The 13,375-nt window shown below is 70.9% G+C and carries 10 protein-coding genes and 1 pseudogene; 1 reads left to right on the plus strand and 10 read right to left on the minus strand.

The genetic code is table 11. From position 1 onward, the window contains the following. Positions 1-4 precede the first annotated feature (4 nt). The 9 genes and pseudogenes from AB0D59_RS29005 to AB0D59_RS29045 all read right to left on the minus strand — a co-directional run bounded on the left by AB0D59_RS29005 (position 5) and on the right by AB0D59_RS29045 (position 10,505). Positions 5-868, minus strand: coding sequence for an NADP-dependent oxidoreductase (locus AB0D59_RS29005; RefSeq protein WP_362571325.1), 864 nt, complete (start codon positions 866-868; stop codon positions 5-7). Beyond that, positions 844-1,107: a hypothetical protein gene (locus AB0D59_RS29010; RefSeq protein WP_362571328.1), complete on the minus strand. Its 264-nt coding sequence runs from the start codon at positions 1,105-1,107 to the stop codon at positions 844-846. The genes AB0D59_RS29005 and AB0D59_RS29010 overlap by 25 nt, the downstream gene beginning before the upstream one ends. Positions 1,108-1,541: 434 nt before the next feature. Further along, positions 1,542-3,632, minus strand: coding sequence for a SpoIIE family protein phosphatase (locus AB0D59_RS29015; RefSeq protein ID WP_362571331.1), 2,091 nt, complete (start codon positions 3,630-3,632; stop codon positions 1,542-1,544). Positions 3,633-3,852: 220 nt separating this feature from the next. Continuing rightward, the gene (locus AB0D59_RS29020) at positions 3,853-4,932 is read right to left on the minus strand and encodes a S1 family peptidase (protein ID WP_362571334.1); all 1,080 of its coding nucleotides are present in this window, start codon (positions 4,930-4,932) and stop codon (positions 3,853-3,855) included. A gap of 231 nt (positions 4,933-5,163) precedes the next feature. Continuing rightward, a complete protein-coding gene (locus AB0D59_RS29025; protein ID WP_362571337.1) occupies positions 5,164-6,003 on the minus strand; it encodes a slipin family protein in 840 nt (279 codons plus the stop codon). 123 nt (positions 6,004-6,126) lie between these two features. Next, positions 6,127-7,026 carry a S1 family peptidase gene (locus tag AB0D59_RS29030; protein ID WP_362571340.1) on the minus strand — a complete coding sequence of 300 codons (900 nt, stop codon included), beginning with the start codon at positions 7,024-7,026 and terminating at the stop codon, positions 6,127-6,129. Between the two features lie 250 nt (positions 7,027-7,276). After that, positions 7,277-7,537: pseudogene (locus tag AB0D59_RS29035) on the minus strand (DUF1684 domain-containing protein); the annotation flags it as partial. 177 nt (positions 7,538-7,714) lie between these two features. After that, positions 7,715-8,527, minus strand: coding sequence for an LLM class flavin-dependent oxidoreductase (locus AB0D59_RS29040; protein WP_362571343.1), 813 nt, complete (start codon positions 8,525-8,527; stop codon positions 7,715-7,717). 220 nt (positions 8,528-8,747) lie between these two features. Next, the gene (locus AB0D59_RS29045) at positions 8,748-10,505 is read right to left on the minus strand and encodes an FAD/NAD(P)-binding protein (protein ID WP_362571346.1); all 1,758 of its coding nucleotides are present in this window, start codon (positions 10,503-10,505) and stop codon (positions 8,748-8,750) included. A gap of 1,102 nt (positions 10,506-11,607) precedes the next feature. On the opposite strand from AB0D59_RS29045, the gene AB0D59_RS29050 reads away from it, so the two are divergent. Then, a complete protein-coding gene (locus AB0D59_RS29050) occupies positions 11,608-12,048 on the plus strand; it encodes a cell division protein SepF (protein WP_351699550.1) in 441 nt (146 codons plus the stop codon). A gap of 37 nt (positions 12,049-12,085) precedes the next feature. Here the strand turns inward: AB0D59_RS29050 and AB0D59_RS29055 are convergent, their stop codons facing one another. Continuing rightward, complete coding sequence (locus AB0D59_RS29055; protein WP_362571349.1) at positions 12,086-13,279, minus strand: acyl-CoA dehydrogenase family protein; 1,194 nt, start codon at positions 13,277-13,279, stop codon at positions 12,086-12,088. Between the last annotated feature and the right edge of the window lie 96 nt (positions 13,280-13,375).

A 13,375-nucleotide genomic window follows, 5' to 3' on the forward strand; every position in this document is an offset into this window, starting at 1 on the left:
TTCCTCACACCGCCCCGCGGTTCTCCAGGACGATCTTGCCCCGGACGTGGCCGCCGGCCAGCACCTGCTGGGCCTCCGCTGCCTGGCTGAGGGGGAATACCCGGTCGACGTGCACCGTGAGCTTCCCGTCCTCGGCGAGCTCCACCAGCCGGGTCAGATCGTCTCCGTCAAGGCGGACGTACACGTCGATGGTGCCCTCGTAGTCGGTGCTGGATCGGGTGATGGAAGCGACCCGCGCCCCGGGGGCGGCGAGTGCCCGCGTCGTGGAGAGGGAGCCGCGCCCCGCGGTGTCGAGCACCGCGTCGACCCCGCTCGGAGCGATCTTCAGCACCTGCTCGACGAGCTCGTCGCCGTAGCGCACCGGCGTCGCTCCCAGGGACTCGACGAACGCCTGGCTGGCCTCGGAGCCCGTCCCGATCACCCGTGCGCCCCGCGCGATCGCGATCTGGACGGCGAGGTGTCCGACGCCTCCCGCCGCCCCGTGCACCAGTACGGTGTCGCCGGCGGTCACCTTGAGGCTGTGCACGATCGCCTGGTAGGCGGTGAGCCCGGCGAGCGGCAGCCCGGCGGCCTGGGCCCAGATCAGGTTCCTCGGCTTGCGGACGAGCTGACGCGGTTCGGCCGAGATCTTCTGCGCGTATGTGCCGTAGCGCATGGCCGGGCCGCGAACGAACCCGATCACCTCGTCGCCCGGCTGGAATCCCGTCGTCGCGACTCCGGCCTGCTCGATGACCCCGGCCAGATCCCACCCGGGCGTCACCGGGAAGAAAGAGTCCACGAGAGGATCCACGGCTCCGCTCTGGAATGCCAGATCCGCAGGGTTGAGCGCCGCTGCCTCGATTCTCACCAGAACGAGATCGACGAACATCTTCGGATCCGGAACCGGTCCTCTTCCGGTACGCCCAGGAGGTCACAGATGATCGCCAGGGGCAGCGGGCGGGCAAGGTCGGCGACGATGTCCAAGCGGCCGGTCGGTGCTGCGCGGGCGATGATCTGATCGAGGGTGTCGGAGATCCGGTCGCGTAGTGCGGCCACGGCCCGGGGGGTGAAGGCTCTGCTGAGCAGGGCGCGCAGCCGGGCGTGGTCGGGGGCGTCGCTGTAGAGCATCTGCCGGCTCAGGACCCGGGCCAGTGGCTGTAGTTCCTCGGAGGCTGCCTCGATTAGAACCGACGGGTGGGGAACATCCCTGGGCGGCGGGCCGTTCATCTGTACGTGGCTGCGGAGGGGACAGTGTCCCCGGGCCTCACCTACAGCCCATGGGGACGATCGTCCGGCTGAAGCCCCATGGAGCCCCTCGCCGAGAGGCGACCGCCCTCCGCACGCCACCACCTACCGCCCCGGCTGGTCTCCCCCGTCCAGCCGGGGCTTCTCATGCGCCCGACGCCCCATGGAGACCGTCGAGGACGTCCGGGCCCGCTCGGTCACCGGTACCCCGATCGCGGCCTCCGGCTCCGTGGCCGTTCAGGGCCCTGACGTCGCGATCGAGGCCAGGCGGCCGACGACTACGGGCGGCGCGGCGGCGCGGAACAGCCGTGCATGGCCTATGGCCGGTGCCGATGGCGGGGCGCGGCCGGCGGCGGGAGGGACTGCTCGGCCCAGACGGTCTTGCCGTCGGACGTGTGGCGGACGCCCCAGTTCTGTGCGAGCTGGGCGACGATGAACAGGCCGCGCCCCCCTTCGTCGACGGTCTTCGCATGGCGCAGCCGTGGCGCGAGGGAGTTGCTGTCGTGGACTTCGCAGGTGAGGGTGCGGTCCTTGATGAGCTGCAGCTGGGCGGGCGGGGCGCCGTAACGGACGGCGTTGGTGACCAGCTCGCTGACGATCATTTCGGTGGTGTAGGCGGTTTCCTCGTCGACGCTCCACCGGACGAGCTGGTGGCGGGCGTGGCTGCGTGCCGTGGCGACGTCCTGGGGATGGTGGCCGAGAGGCCACGTGGCGACCTGGCCGGAGGGGAACGGGCGGGGGCGGGCGAGGAGGAGGATGACGTCGCTGTCGCGGGTGTCGTTCCGCAGCCGGTAGAGCACGTCGTCGCACAGATCCTGCAGGGGCCGCCCGGAATGGGCCAGCACCCGTCGGAGGGTGTCCGGGGACTCCGAGGTGTGCAGCAGGGCCGAGGTGTAGAGGGCCACGACGCTGCCGTCGGCGACGGAGACCGTGGCGGCGGCGAAGGGCGGGCCGCCGGCGCTGCCCAGGGGAGGTCCGCTCGGCAGGTCCAGGATCTCGGTGGTCCCGTCGGGATGGGCGATGACGGGTGGGGGATGCCCGGCCAGGGCGACGGTGCAGGTCTGGGCGAACGGGTCGTGTACCGCGTACGCACAGCTCCCCGTCAGGGGCATGGGATCGCCGAGCGGCAGCGCCGCGCGTTCCTCGGCGAGGCTGAGGGCGGTGTCGTTGAGGCGGGCGAGGAGTTCGTCGGGCTCCAGGTCGAGAGCGGCCAGGGAGTGGACGGCGGTCCGCATCTGTCCCATCGTGATGGCCGCGTGGATGCCTTGACCGAAGACTTCCCCGACCAACAGCGCGGTGCGGGCACCGGACAGGGCGAAGGTGTCGAACCCCCCGCCTCCGCCCACCTGGGAAGGCACGTGCAGGTACGCGGTCTCGACGGTGCTCCGCGGCGCGGGGTGGGGCGGCAGCAGGTGACGCTGGACCGTCAGGGCGATGGTGTGTTCGCGGGTGTAGCGGCGGGCGTTGTCGATGCACAGCGCGGTGTGAGCGGCCACTTCGAGGGCGAGGGTGACATCGCCCTTGTCGTAGACGTCCGCCTGGTCGGTGCGGTAGAGGCTCAGCAGTCCCAGCACGGCTCCGCGCACTGTCAGGGGTGCCGTGATGAGGAGACGGGCACCGGAGACGCGGATCGCCTCGGCGCGTGGCGGGTCGGCCGCCAGCCAGGGCGTGTCGGGCGCCAGGGCGACGAGGCGGGGCTCGAGGTCGGTCAGCGTCTGGGTGTAGGGCGTGGGGAACGGCAGCGGGCGAACGTCGCCCACCGGATGCGCCTGGATCTGTTCATCACCGCCGCTGTGGCGGAAGGCGGCACGTCGCAGCGGCACCTCCGGTCCCAGCGGGCTCAGGGGAGGTTCCTCGCCCCGTATCACGGCGTCCACCACTTCCACCACGGCGATGTCGGCGAGGTCCGGCACCACCGCCTGCACCAGTTCCTCGCAGGTGGCGACCACGTCGAGGGTCCGTCCCACGTGCTCGCGCACGGAGGCGAGGACCCGCATCCGGATGCCCACCCTTTCGCACTCGGTGACATCGACCATCTCCGTGAGCACGCCCCAGACCCTCCCCTGCGCGTCCTCCAGACGGGACGCCGAGACGGAGAACAGGTACTCCGGCCCCGGTTCGTTCTTCGGACGCACTCCCATGAGCCGCCCCCGTACCGGCACGCCGGTCTCCAGTACGCCGCGCAGCATCGCCTCCACCTCACCGGGTGCGGACAGGTTGTACACGTCGGTGATGCGCCGGCCCGCGATCTCTTCCCGGGGCGCTTCGTGCAGAACCGGTCTGGTGAGGCTGATCCGCAGGATGCGCAGCTCCGTGTCCAGGATCAGCAGGCCGGTGAGCGACTGGTGGAACAGGGCGTCCAGCACTGCGGCACCCTTGCCCGGCAAGACGGCTTCGTTGTGGGGCACGGCAACCCACCTCCCTAGTCCAGCCTGCACCGAGCCCCGATGCACCGCTCCCCCGCCCGCCGGCCCCCTTGGTCGCTTGCCATGCCACGAGCCCGACAGGACCGCACAAGATCGCACACATGTTCGACTAGCATGTTCCGGCTCACGGCACGGCATGGAGATGCCCCGGCTCCCGGAGGCGCATTCCAGGAGGCGGGGCATCTCGGGGGTTCGGCGCGGGTCAGCCGATCTGGGTACCGGTGGCCGACAGCGCCTCCGTCACCGGCTGGAAGAACGTCTCCCCGCCGGAGGTGCAGTCGCCGCTGCCGCCCGAGGTCAGGCCGATCGCGTTGCTGCCCGAGAAGAGCGAGCCGCCGCTGTCGCCCGGCTCGGCGCACACGTCGGTCTGGATGAGCCCGCTCACCGTGCCCTCCGAGTAGTTCACGGTGGCGTTGAGCCCGGTGACCGTGCCGTCGTGGACCTGGGTGGTGGAGCCGCTGCGGGTCACCTTCATGCCCACGGTCGCCTCGGCCGCGCCCGTGATCTTCTGGGTGGAGCCGTCGTAGAGGTCGACCTCGCTCGGGTGGTCCACCTCGGAGGTGTACTTGACCAGCCCGAAGTCGTTGCCCGGGAAGCTGGACTGGGCGTTCTGGCCGATCACGTTGCCGGAGGAGTCCGACCAGCTGGAGATGGCGTCGGTGCAGTGCCCGGCGGTCAGGAAGTACGGCTCGCCGCCCTTGACCACGTTGAAGCCGAGCGAGCAGCGCCCGCCCGACCCGCTGATCGCGTCACCACCGGCGATGAAGGGCTTGAACTCCCCCTTCGAGTGCCGCAGTTCGGCCTTCTCGCCGAGCCCGTCGACGACCTTGGTGAGCTTGCTCAGCGCGGTGCCGGCGACCGTCTTGTCGGCGGTGACGACGACCTTGTTGGTGACCGGGTCGGTCGCCCACGAGGTGCCGGGGATGGTGGCGTCCTCCTTCAGCGTGGTCCGCGCGCCGTCGAGTTCGGCGAGGGAGTTGGCGACGAGTCTCGCCTTGGCCCCGGCGGCCTCGACGGTCCCCGCGGCGGTGTCGTCGAGCACGTTGACGACGAGGTTCTTCGTCCCGGCGTCGTAGTACGTGCCGGCCGCGTCGGTGCCGAGGTCGGCGACGAGCGTCGAGGCGAGCTTTCCGGCCGCCGGTGCGGACAGGATCTGCGGTACGGCGGCCTTGGCAGGCTCGCTGGCGTTCGCACTCTGGAAGGTCACTCCGGCGGCGACGAGCGCGGCTATGCCCGCGCCGGCGAGGGCCGCACGGCGCCTGGGTATGCGTCGGTGCTTCAACTCATGTCCTCCTGTGGGGGGTCGGCCCGTTAGGTTGTGGGGACCTCGGGGCCGGAAGGCTGGTTGACGGGCGCCTACTATTCCGACACCCACAGGGAGCACACAAGGTCGACTTCAGGACGCGCGTGCGCGGATGTTGTGCGCCCCCTGCGCCCGGGCCGTTCACAGTCACCCCAGGAGGCTTCGCACTGCAAACACTACGGGCGAGTAACCATCGTCGGAGAGTGACACCTACCCCTGGCCGGAATTCGCCTCTCCAGGCTCGCCTTTGGCCCTGTTCACCGCGGACCCGTCGGCCCCGGGCGGCAGTTGCTGCTGGGCCCGCTCCAGGAACCGCAGCAGTTCCACCGGGAACGGCAGCACCAGGGTCGAGTTCTTCTCGGCGGCGACCGCCACCACCGTCTGCAGCAGCCGCAGCTGGAGCGCGGCGGGCTGCTCCGACATCTCCTTGGCAGCCTCCGCGAGCTTCTTGGAGGCCTGCAGTTCGGCGTCGGCGTTGATGACCCGGGCCCGGCGCTCCCGGTCGGCCTCGGCCTGCCGGGCCATGGACCGCTTCATGGTCTCGGGCAGCGAGACGTCCTTGATCTCGACGCGGTCGATGGTGACGCCCCACTCCACGGCCGGGCTGTCGATCATCAACTCAAGGCCCTGGTTGAGCTTTTCGCGGTTCGACAGCAGGTCGTCCAGCTCGCTCTTGCCGATGATGGACCGCAGCGAGGTCTGTGCCATCTGCGAGACCGCGAACCGGTAGTCCTCGACCCGGACGACCGCCTCGGCCGGTCCGGTCACCTTGAAGTAGACGACGGCGTCGACGCGGACGGTCACGTTGTCCCGGGTGATGCCCTCCTGCGCGGGCACGGGCATCGTGACGATCTGCATGTTGACCTTCTGGAGCCGGTCCACGAACGGGACGATCATGGTGAACCCGGGCTCGCGCACCTCCGGTCGCAGCCGGCCCAGGCGGAACACCACGCCTCGCTCGTACTGTCTGACGACCCGTGCCGCGGCCAGTGCGTAGACCGCTCCGACGGACACGAGAGCGGCTCCGGCCGCCACCAGCGCCTCGACCATGCCGGCCCCCAGGGGGTGACTCCAATGGTCCTTCGACGGTAACTCCGGCACCCCGTCAAAAGGGAGCCCCCGCACGCCGGTTGCGTACGGGGGCCCACTGGGAGAGCCGATCCGGGAGGATCGTCAGCCGACGCTCACGCCGTAGTAGCTCAGCGCCTCGGTGACCGGCTGGAAGAAGGTCGTACCGCCGGAGGTGCAGTCGCCGCTGCCGCCGGAGGTCAGACCGTAGGCGACGGAACCGCCGTAGAGCGGGCCGCCGCTGTCGCCGCCCTCGGCGCAGACCGTGGTCTGGATCATGCCGTAGACGATGTCACCGCTGCCGTAGTTGACGGTGGCGTTGAGCGCGGTGACCCGGCCGCTGTGGGTGCCGGTGGTCGAACCGCGGCGGTACACCGTCGTCCCGACGGACGGGGTGGCCGCGCTGGAGATGGTCTGGCTGCCGACCGCGCTCGGGTGCGCGATCGAGGTGTTGGTGTAGCGGACCAGCGCGAAGTCGTTGGTCGGGAAGCTGTAGCCGACGTTGGTGCCCAGGACCGTGGTGTGGCCGGAGTTGCTGTACCAGGTCGAGGCCACCTCGCCGCAGTGCCCGGCGGTCAGGAAGTAGTAGGTGCTGCCGCTGTGCACGTTGAAGCCGAGGGAGCAGCGGTAGGCGCCGCCGTAGATGGCGTCGCCGCCGGTGATCAGCTTCTTGAACGTGCCGGGGGTGCGCTTGACGGTGATCGCGCCGGCGTCGGCGCCCGCCTGCCGCTTGATCTTGGCGATCTCGGCGGTGGAGACCGTGGAGTCGGCGGTGAGGACGACACGGTGGGTCTTGCTGTCGACGGCCCAGGCGGTGCCGGGGACGTCCGCCTTCAGAACGGAGCTGTTCACGGCCTTCAGTTCGCTGGCGCTGAAGGTGTGCACGGGACTCGCGCTCGCGGTGGGGACGGCGAACGCTGCCGCGGCCAGGAAACCGGTGCCCACGGCGATCAGCCGGGTCCGTCTCGTGATACCGCTGCGGGGGGTGGTGCGCTTGATCCTCACTTTTCGTTCCCTCCCAGGGGAATCAGGGGGCCCGCGTGGGGTCGGGGCCCGTGAGGCGCAGCCAGGGATGATGTCCGGGTTCCGGACACGCAATGCCCCTGACAAGCGCTGAGGGGGAGTATTCGGGCGAACGACCGGTTCCCGCAAGAGTGCCTTTCGGCCGTGCGACTGTGTTCGAACCCTGCCGACTTTGTGTGATCTCGTCGTGATCCGGGTGAGTTGACGCCCGGTCACAATATCCGCGAAACCCTCAGGCCCCTGTGCGCTCCCCCGCCTCGATCGCGAGGCCCAGCCTGTTCCCCGGCGGCGGGAAGGGGCAGCTGAAGTGGTCCGCGGAGGCGCACGGCGGCAGCTGTGCCCGGTGGAAGTCGACGGTGGTGAAGCCGTCGGCGCCCGGGGCGGCCGAATAGCGGAACCTGAAACGGTGGCCGCCGGCCCCGCTGGTGGCGTCGGCGAACACCGCCCGCAGCCGGCCGTCGGCCGCCGTCGCGGTGAGCCGCACGGTGTCGCCGCCCACCGCCCGGACGCCGGGGACGCCGACACCCCACACGGCGTTCGAGCCGGCGCTTCCGGTCGCCGGACGCGTCCTCGGTCATACGGTCAGCCCTTCCCCAGCCCTCGGCGTGCTCCACCTCACGTCTCTCATATGCACTCGACCCGTCCACACCGGCCGGGAGCCCCGGGTGGTTCAGGGCGCCGCGAACTGGCCCGCGGGCCGGGCCAGGCCCAGGTGCTCGCGCAGGGTGCTGCCCGGGTAGAAGGTGCGGAACAGCCCGCGGTGCTGGAGCAGCGCCACGGTGCCGTTGACCAGCCGCTCGAGATCGCGGCGCGGTTCGGCGGGGATCAGGTGGAAGCCGTCGGTGGCGCCCTCGCCGTGCCAGCCGGCGATCAGCTCCGCCAGGTCCACCGGACCGCCCCGGTACAGCGGCCCCTGCACGGTCTGCCGGGGCCCGCCGCCACCGTGTCCCGGCTCGGCCGCGCGCTCCCCGTCCCCCAGATCCACCACCAGACTCACCAGCACCCGCAGCGCATCCGGCTCCCGCCCGAACTCGCGTGCCCTCTCGCGCAGTTCGTCGCGTACGGCGGCGGCCTGCGCGGAGCTCGCGGCCCGCACCAGGACGACATCGGCGTACCGGGCGGCGGAGCGCAGGGCGGCCCCCTCGGTGCCGTCGGCCACCTGGACCGGATGCCCGGGCGAGGGCACCGGCACGTCGCTCCACCAGCCGGCCCGGCCCCGGCTGACCTGGTCGAGGTGGGCGAGGGCGGTCCCCGGGGCGGTCACCAACGGCACCAGCCCGATCCGCCGGGTGGCCGGGGCCACCTGCGACAGGACGGCGACCGGGTCGGTCTCCACCCACCCGAACCGGCCGTCGAGCGTGACGAAGTCCAGGCCCCCGCTCTCGGCTAGCCGCGCCAACTCGACGTAAGGCTCCGCGTCGACCACGCCGACCTGATCCACGGCGGCGGCCAGATGCAGCCCCCGGCCGTACGAGCCGGTCATGAGAAACCACCCTCTCCCCTAGACACCCGGGCACCGGTTCGTCGATCGACCGGCCCGTCGATTCACAGCACCTTCGACAGAAAGGCCCGGGTCCGGTCCTCCCGCGGAGCGGCCGGCACCTCCCGCTCGGGCAGCTCGTAGAGCCGGTCCCCGGAACACCCGAGACGACGGTGACCTCGTCGGCCCGCACCGGGAGGTCGATGTCCTTGGGCGCCTCGGGCTAGGCAGCGGCTTGGCCCGTCAGGTCACGCAGGAAGGCCAGCGCCGCGCGCGCCGTGGCGTCGTTCTGCCGGAACGCGGGCCCTCCGGTGCGCGGCCGGGTGAACGCGCCGGGCGTACGGCCGTCGGTGAACGGCCCGAGTGCGAACCGCCGGGGATGCGGCCGCCCGCCCCCGTCGAGGATCCGCCCGTCGGCGGGGTCCACCCGGAGCAGCCCGTCGGGCGTCTCGGCCGCCCCGTCGGTCTGCAGCTCGCGCAGCAGCGCGTCCCGGGCCCGCCCGACCGTCGGTTCGGGCAGCCGCGCCTCGACCAGCGTCCGCGTCTCGACGGAGAACCCGGGCACGGTGTCCGAGGACGCCCGGAACACCCCGTCCCGCGCCGTCACCGTCATCTCCGCGCCGACGAACCTGACCACCCCCGCCCGGGACAGCGCGAGCAGCTGCCGCAGCCGGGGCCCGGGCGGCCCGGAGGCCAGATAGCTGAAGAAGCCGTGCCACCAGGACCCGATGTCCCCGAGCCGCACCAACTGCCCGTAGACGGAGAGCAGTCCGAGGAAGACCGCCAGGTCGGGGCTCCGCTGCGGGTCGTGACGGCGGCTCAGGTCGTCCTCGACATAGGCCCGCAGCCCCTCCTGGAACTCCTCGTGCGACCCGTACCGCACCGCGTCCAGCGGGCGGTCCAGCGCCGCGAGGTCGAGCCGGTCGGCCGGGTCCGGAACGGCGGCCGTCACCAGCGCCCGCAGTTCGGCGTCGCCCTCGGCGGCGGCGTACTTCTCCTCGAAGTCCGGCCAGGCGACGGCCGTCCGTTCGGGGTGGACGGTGAACAGCCGGTGGTAGTGGGCGAAGCCCAGCTCCTTCGTGACCAGCGGCCACACGTCCCGCCGGAAGTCGAAACCGCCCGGCCGGGCACGCAGTTCGTCGACCTCGCCGGGCCCGAGGAAGCGCGGCAGCGGCGGGCGTTCACCGGTCCAGTCGTAGCCGATCTTCGAGTGGTACGGCACTCCGCGCCGCGACCCGACGTACAGCACCGGCTCCTGTCCGGACGGGACATAGGTGTCACCGTCGTACCGTCCGCCCCGGCCCTCGGTAAGGAGCACCATCAGGTCGACGAAGGCGAGCCCGAACCCCCGTACCAGCACCGGCTCGCCGGGCCGCAGGGCGGACAGGTCGCTGTCGGCGGTGAAGTCCGGCGGCAGGTGGACCAGGCCGTGCGTGTCGGCGTACGCGGCCAGGGCGGCCTGTTCGGGGTCGAGGTCGGCGTCCAGGTGGCCGAGGGCGAGGACGACGAGGTCGGCGAGGAGCGGGCGGGGGCGGCCCTCCAGCCAGACCTGCTGGCGCCCCTCGCGCGGCCCGCTCACCCGCAGGGCACGGCGCGGGTGGTGGTGCACCGTGACGCCCTCGGGCAGGTCGGCCACGGCGCGGTCGTAGACGTGCCGCAGATAACGGCCCTGGATCTGCCGGTCGGCGAAGGTACGGCCGTCCAGGCCCGCCCACTCGTGCAGGGTCGGCCCCTCCCGTACCGGGCCGGTCATCCGCACCGTCTCGTCGGTGAACATGGTGACGTCCTCGGCGTGCGAGTTCATCCACAGCAGCGGCGACTGGGCTGCCCGCCAGATACGGCCGGCGCCCGGCGGATGCGGGTCGACCAGATGGATGTCGAGGCCCTGACCGGCGTACAGCTCGGGCGCGTTGGCGGCGATGCGCTCGAGGAGACCGGTCCCCCGCGGACCGGCCCCCACGATCACCAGCTGGGTCCTCATCGAGCCGCCTCCGTGCCGCGCGGCACGGAGTCCGAGGCGGCGGGTATGCCGGGGGCGGCGGGGGTGTGGGCGAGGGTGTCGGATGACATGCGAAGGCTCCGTGGCGGATCAATCGAACACGGTGGACGCGCGCACAGTGGTGCGGCGGGTGCCTTCACACGGAGCGCCGCTGGGCGGCGCTCTCACGGCCGAGCCCCTCAGCAGGGCCGTCCGTCGACTCTACGGGGACGTTTCCCCTCTCTGTCAAGGGTGTCCAGAGTGTGAGCAGCGCGTCTCAAGTCAGTTGACGGGAAACCGGAGACCTGTTCCACTTGGCCCATGCATCCGCAGCAGTGGCTGGTCACCCGCTCCCACATCGACTTCGGTCGCGTGTGGTCCTGTTCCTGTTGAGCTGACCCACTGCGCGCCCCGCCGACGGCGGGGGCTCTTCGCGTTCTCCCTCGCACTCCTCGCTTCGCCTTCACACGCGCACCCCCCCTCGCGCCACCCCTCGCGCTCCGCGCGCCCGCCGATCCCAGGAGACCACTCGACGACACATACGCCCAGCCGTGCCTGTTATCAGTATTTTGTACCCTTTATTGTGATCACCTACGGCGCTGTTCCCCGCCGCCCGACGATGTCGCGACGTCCGCGATCAGCGCCTCGACACCGGCTTCGCCTTCAAGAAGTCCGCGCCAAGCGGCTGTGAACAAACTCAATCACCGAGGTACGTACGACCGAATTCCGAGGAAGAGGGGACGTCCGCGCCGACGATCGGCGCCTCTCGGATCTCCCCGCCGGAGCCGAAGAACTGACAGTACGTCAGAGCCCGTACGACGCTGAGCTGCGATGTCGTATCGCCCGACTGTCGGTTCGTCGCCCGCCGCCGGTTCACCCGGACGCACCGCCCATCACCCATACGCCCGGAACAATCATATTTCACTCACAGTCAGCAGCCGTGCGTGCTACGGCCCTTGGCACAACTGGGCTCTCGACGTATTCGCTCTGCACCAGTACCGTCACAAACCCCCCGCGCGGCGTCTATCCACTTGGCGCGCCATCCGCATCATGGACGACCATAGGGATGCGGAAGCATGAAAGACCGCTGTGAGAGGAGGCGTCCATGGGATCGGTACGCAAGGCGAGTGCCTGGCTTGGCCTCGTCGACGACAACGATGACGAGCGCTACTACGACGACGACTACTCCGAAGGGACCGAGCAGCCCGGGGATGCCTGGGTCACCGACCCCCGGGTCAAGGTGGCCTCGGACACCGCCGAGGAGAAGGGCCGCAGGATCGGCACGGTCACCCCGGACAGCTTCCGGGACGCCCGCGCGATCGGCGAGCTGTTCCGCGAGGGCGTGCCGGTCATCGTGAACCTCACGGCCATGGAGGCCGGCGACGCCAAGCGGGTCGTCGACTTCGCGGCCGGGCTGATCTTCGGCCTGCGGGGTTCCATCGACCGGGTGTCCAACCGGGTCTTCCTGCTCTCCCCCGCCAACACGGAGATCGTCAACGGTGAGCCGGCCTCGCGCCGGGAGGACGGTTTCTTCAACCAGAGCTGAGGCAGGGCCGCTCGCCGGCCCTGCCCCCGCGCAGGGGTCACCGGAAGGCGTCGAGCCCGGTGAGCGCCTTGCCCAGCACGAGCTGGTGCATCTCGACGGTGCCCTCGTAGGTGAGCACCGACTCCAGGTTGGTCGCGTGCCGCATCACGGGATACTCCAGCGAGATCCCGTTCGCCCCGAGGATCGTCCGTGCCGTACGGCAGATCTCGATCGCCTCTCGTACGTTGTTGAGCTTGCCGAAGCTGACCTGCTCGGGACGCAGGCGGCCGGCATCCATCCGCCGCCCCAGGTGATGGGCGAGCAGGATCCCCTTGTGCAGTTCGACCGCCATGTCGGCGAGTTTGGCCTGGGTGAGCTGGAAGCCGCCGATGGGCCTGCCGAACTGCTCCCGCGACTTCGCGTAGTCGACGGCCGTCTCGAAGCAGGTGCGTGCCGCGCCCATGGCGCCCCAGACGATGCCGTAGCGGGCGTGCGACAGACAGCTGAGCGGCCCCTTGAGGCCGGTGACCTCCGGCAGTACGGCATCGGCCGGGAGCCGTACGTCGTCCAGGACCAGCTCGCTGGTGACGCTCGCCCGCAGCGACCACTTGTGCTTGATCTCCGGCGCCGAGAACCCGGGCGTGTCGGTGGGCACCACGAACCCCCGGATCCCGTTCTCGCTCTGCGCCCATACGACGGCCACTGCGGCGACCGAGCCGTTGGTGATCCACATCTTCCGCCCGTTGAGCACCCAGTCGCCGCCGGCGTCGCGCTTGGCGTGCGTGCGCATGGCGGCGGGGTCGGAGCCGTGGTCGGGTTCGGTGAGGCCGAAGCACCCGATGACGTCACCGGCGGCCATGGCGGGCAGCCAGCGCTGCTTCTGCGCTTCGCTGCCGAACCGGTGGATCGCGTACATGGCCAGCGACCCCTGCACGGACACGAGCGACCGGATGCCCGAGTCGGCGGCCTCCAGCTCCAGACAGGCGAGCCCGTACTGCACGGCGGACGCGCCGGCGCAGCCGTACCCGGTGAGCGACATCCCGAGAGCCCCGATGCCGCCCAGCTCCTTGGCGAGCTCCCTGATGCCCGGCAGCTCCCCGCTCTCGTACCACTCGGCGACGAACGGCAGCACCCGGTCCGCCGTCCAGCTCCGCACGGTCTCCCGGACGGCGAGATCCTCCGGCTCCAGAAGATCGTCGATACCGAGCGGATCACCGGCATCGAACGGAGGCAGCTTCCCGGACGCGGACATGAAAACCCTCCCAAAACTAGCGCCGCTAGTTACAACAGGCTACGCGCAGTCTCCCGGTTCTCCCACCCACACACCAGCCGCACGAGTGAGCAGACA

The sequence above is a fragment of the Streptomyces sp. NPDC048417 genome (assembly GCF_040651615.1).
Taxonomy (GTDB): Bacteria; Actinomycetota; Actinomycetes; order Streptomycetales; family Streptomycetaceae; genus Streptomyces.

Excerpts from the sequence above, each read along its gene's own strand:
- AB0D59_RS29005 (WP_362571325.1), bottom strand. The coding sequence starts at position 868 with ATGTTCGTCGATCTCGTTCTGGTGAGAATCGAGGCAGCGGCGCTCAAC.
- AB0D59_RS29010 (WP_362571328.1), bottom strand. The coding sequence starts at position 1,107 with ATGCTCTACAGCGACGCCCCCGACCACGCCCGGCTGCGCGCCCTGCTC.
- AB0D59_RS29025 (WP_362571337.1), bottom strand. The coding sequence starts at position 6,003 with ATGGTCGAGGCGCTGGTGGCGGCCGGAGCCGCTCTCGTGTCCGTCGGA.
- AB0D59_RS29040 (WP_362571343.1), bottom strand. The coding sequence starts at position 8,527 with ATGACCGGCTCGTACGGCCGGGGGCTGCATCTGGCCGCCGCCGTGGAT.
- AB0D59_RS29045 (WP_362571346.1), bottom strand. The coding sequence starts at position 10,505 with ATGAGGACCCAGCTGGTGATCGTGGGGGCCGGTCCGCGGGGGACCGGT.
- AB0D59_RS29050 (WP_351699550.1), top strand. The coding sequence starts at position 11,608 with ATGGGATCGGTACGCAAGGCGAGTGCCTGGCTTGGCCTCGTCGACGAC.
- AB0D59_RS29055 (WP_362571349.1), bottom strand. The coding sequence starts at position 13,279 with ATGTCCGCGTCCGGGAAGCTGCCTCCGTTCGATGCCGGTGATCCGCTC.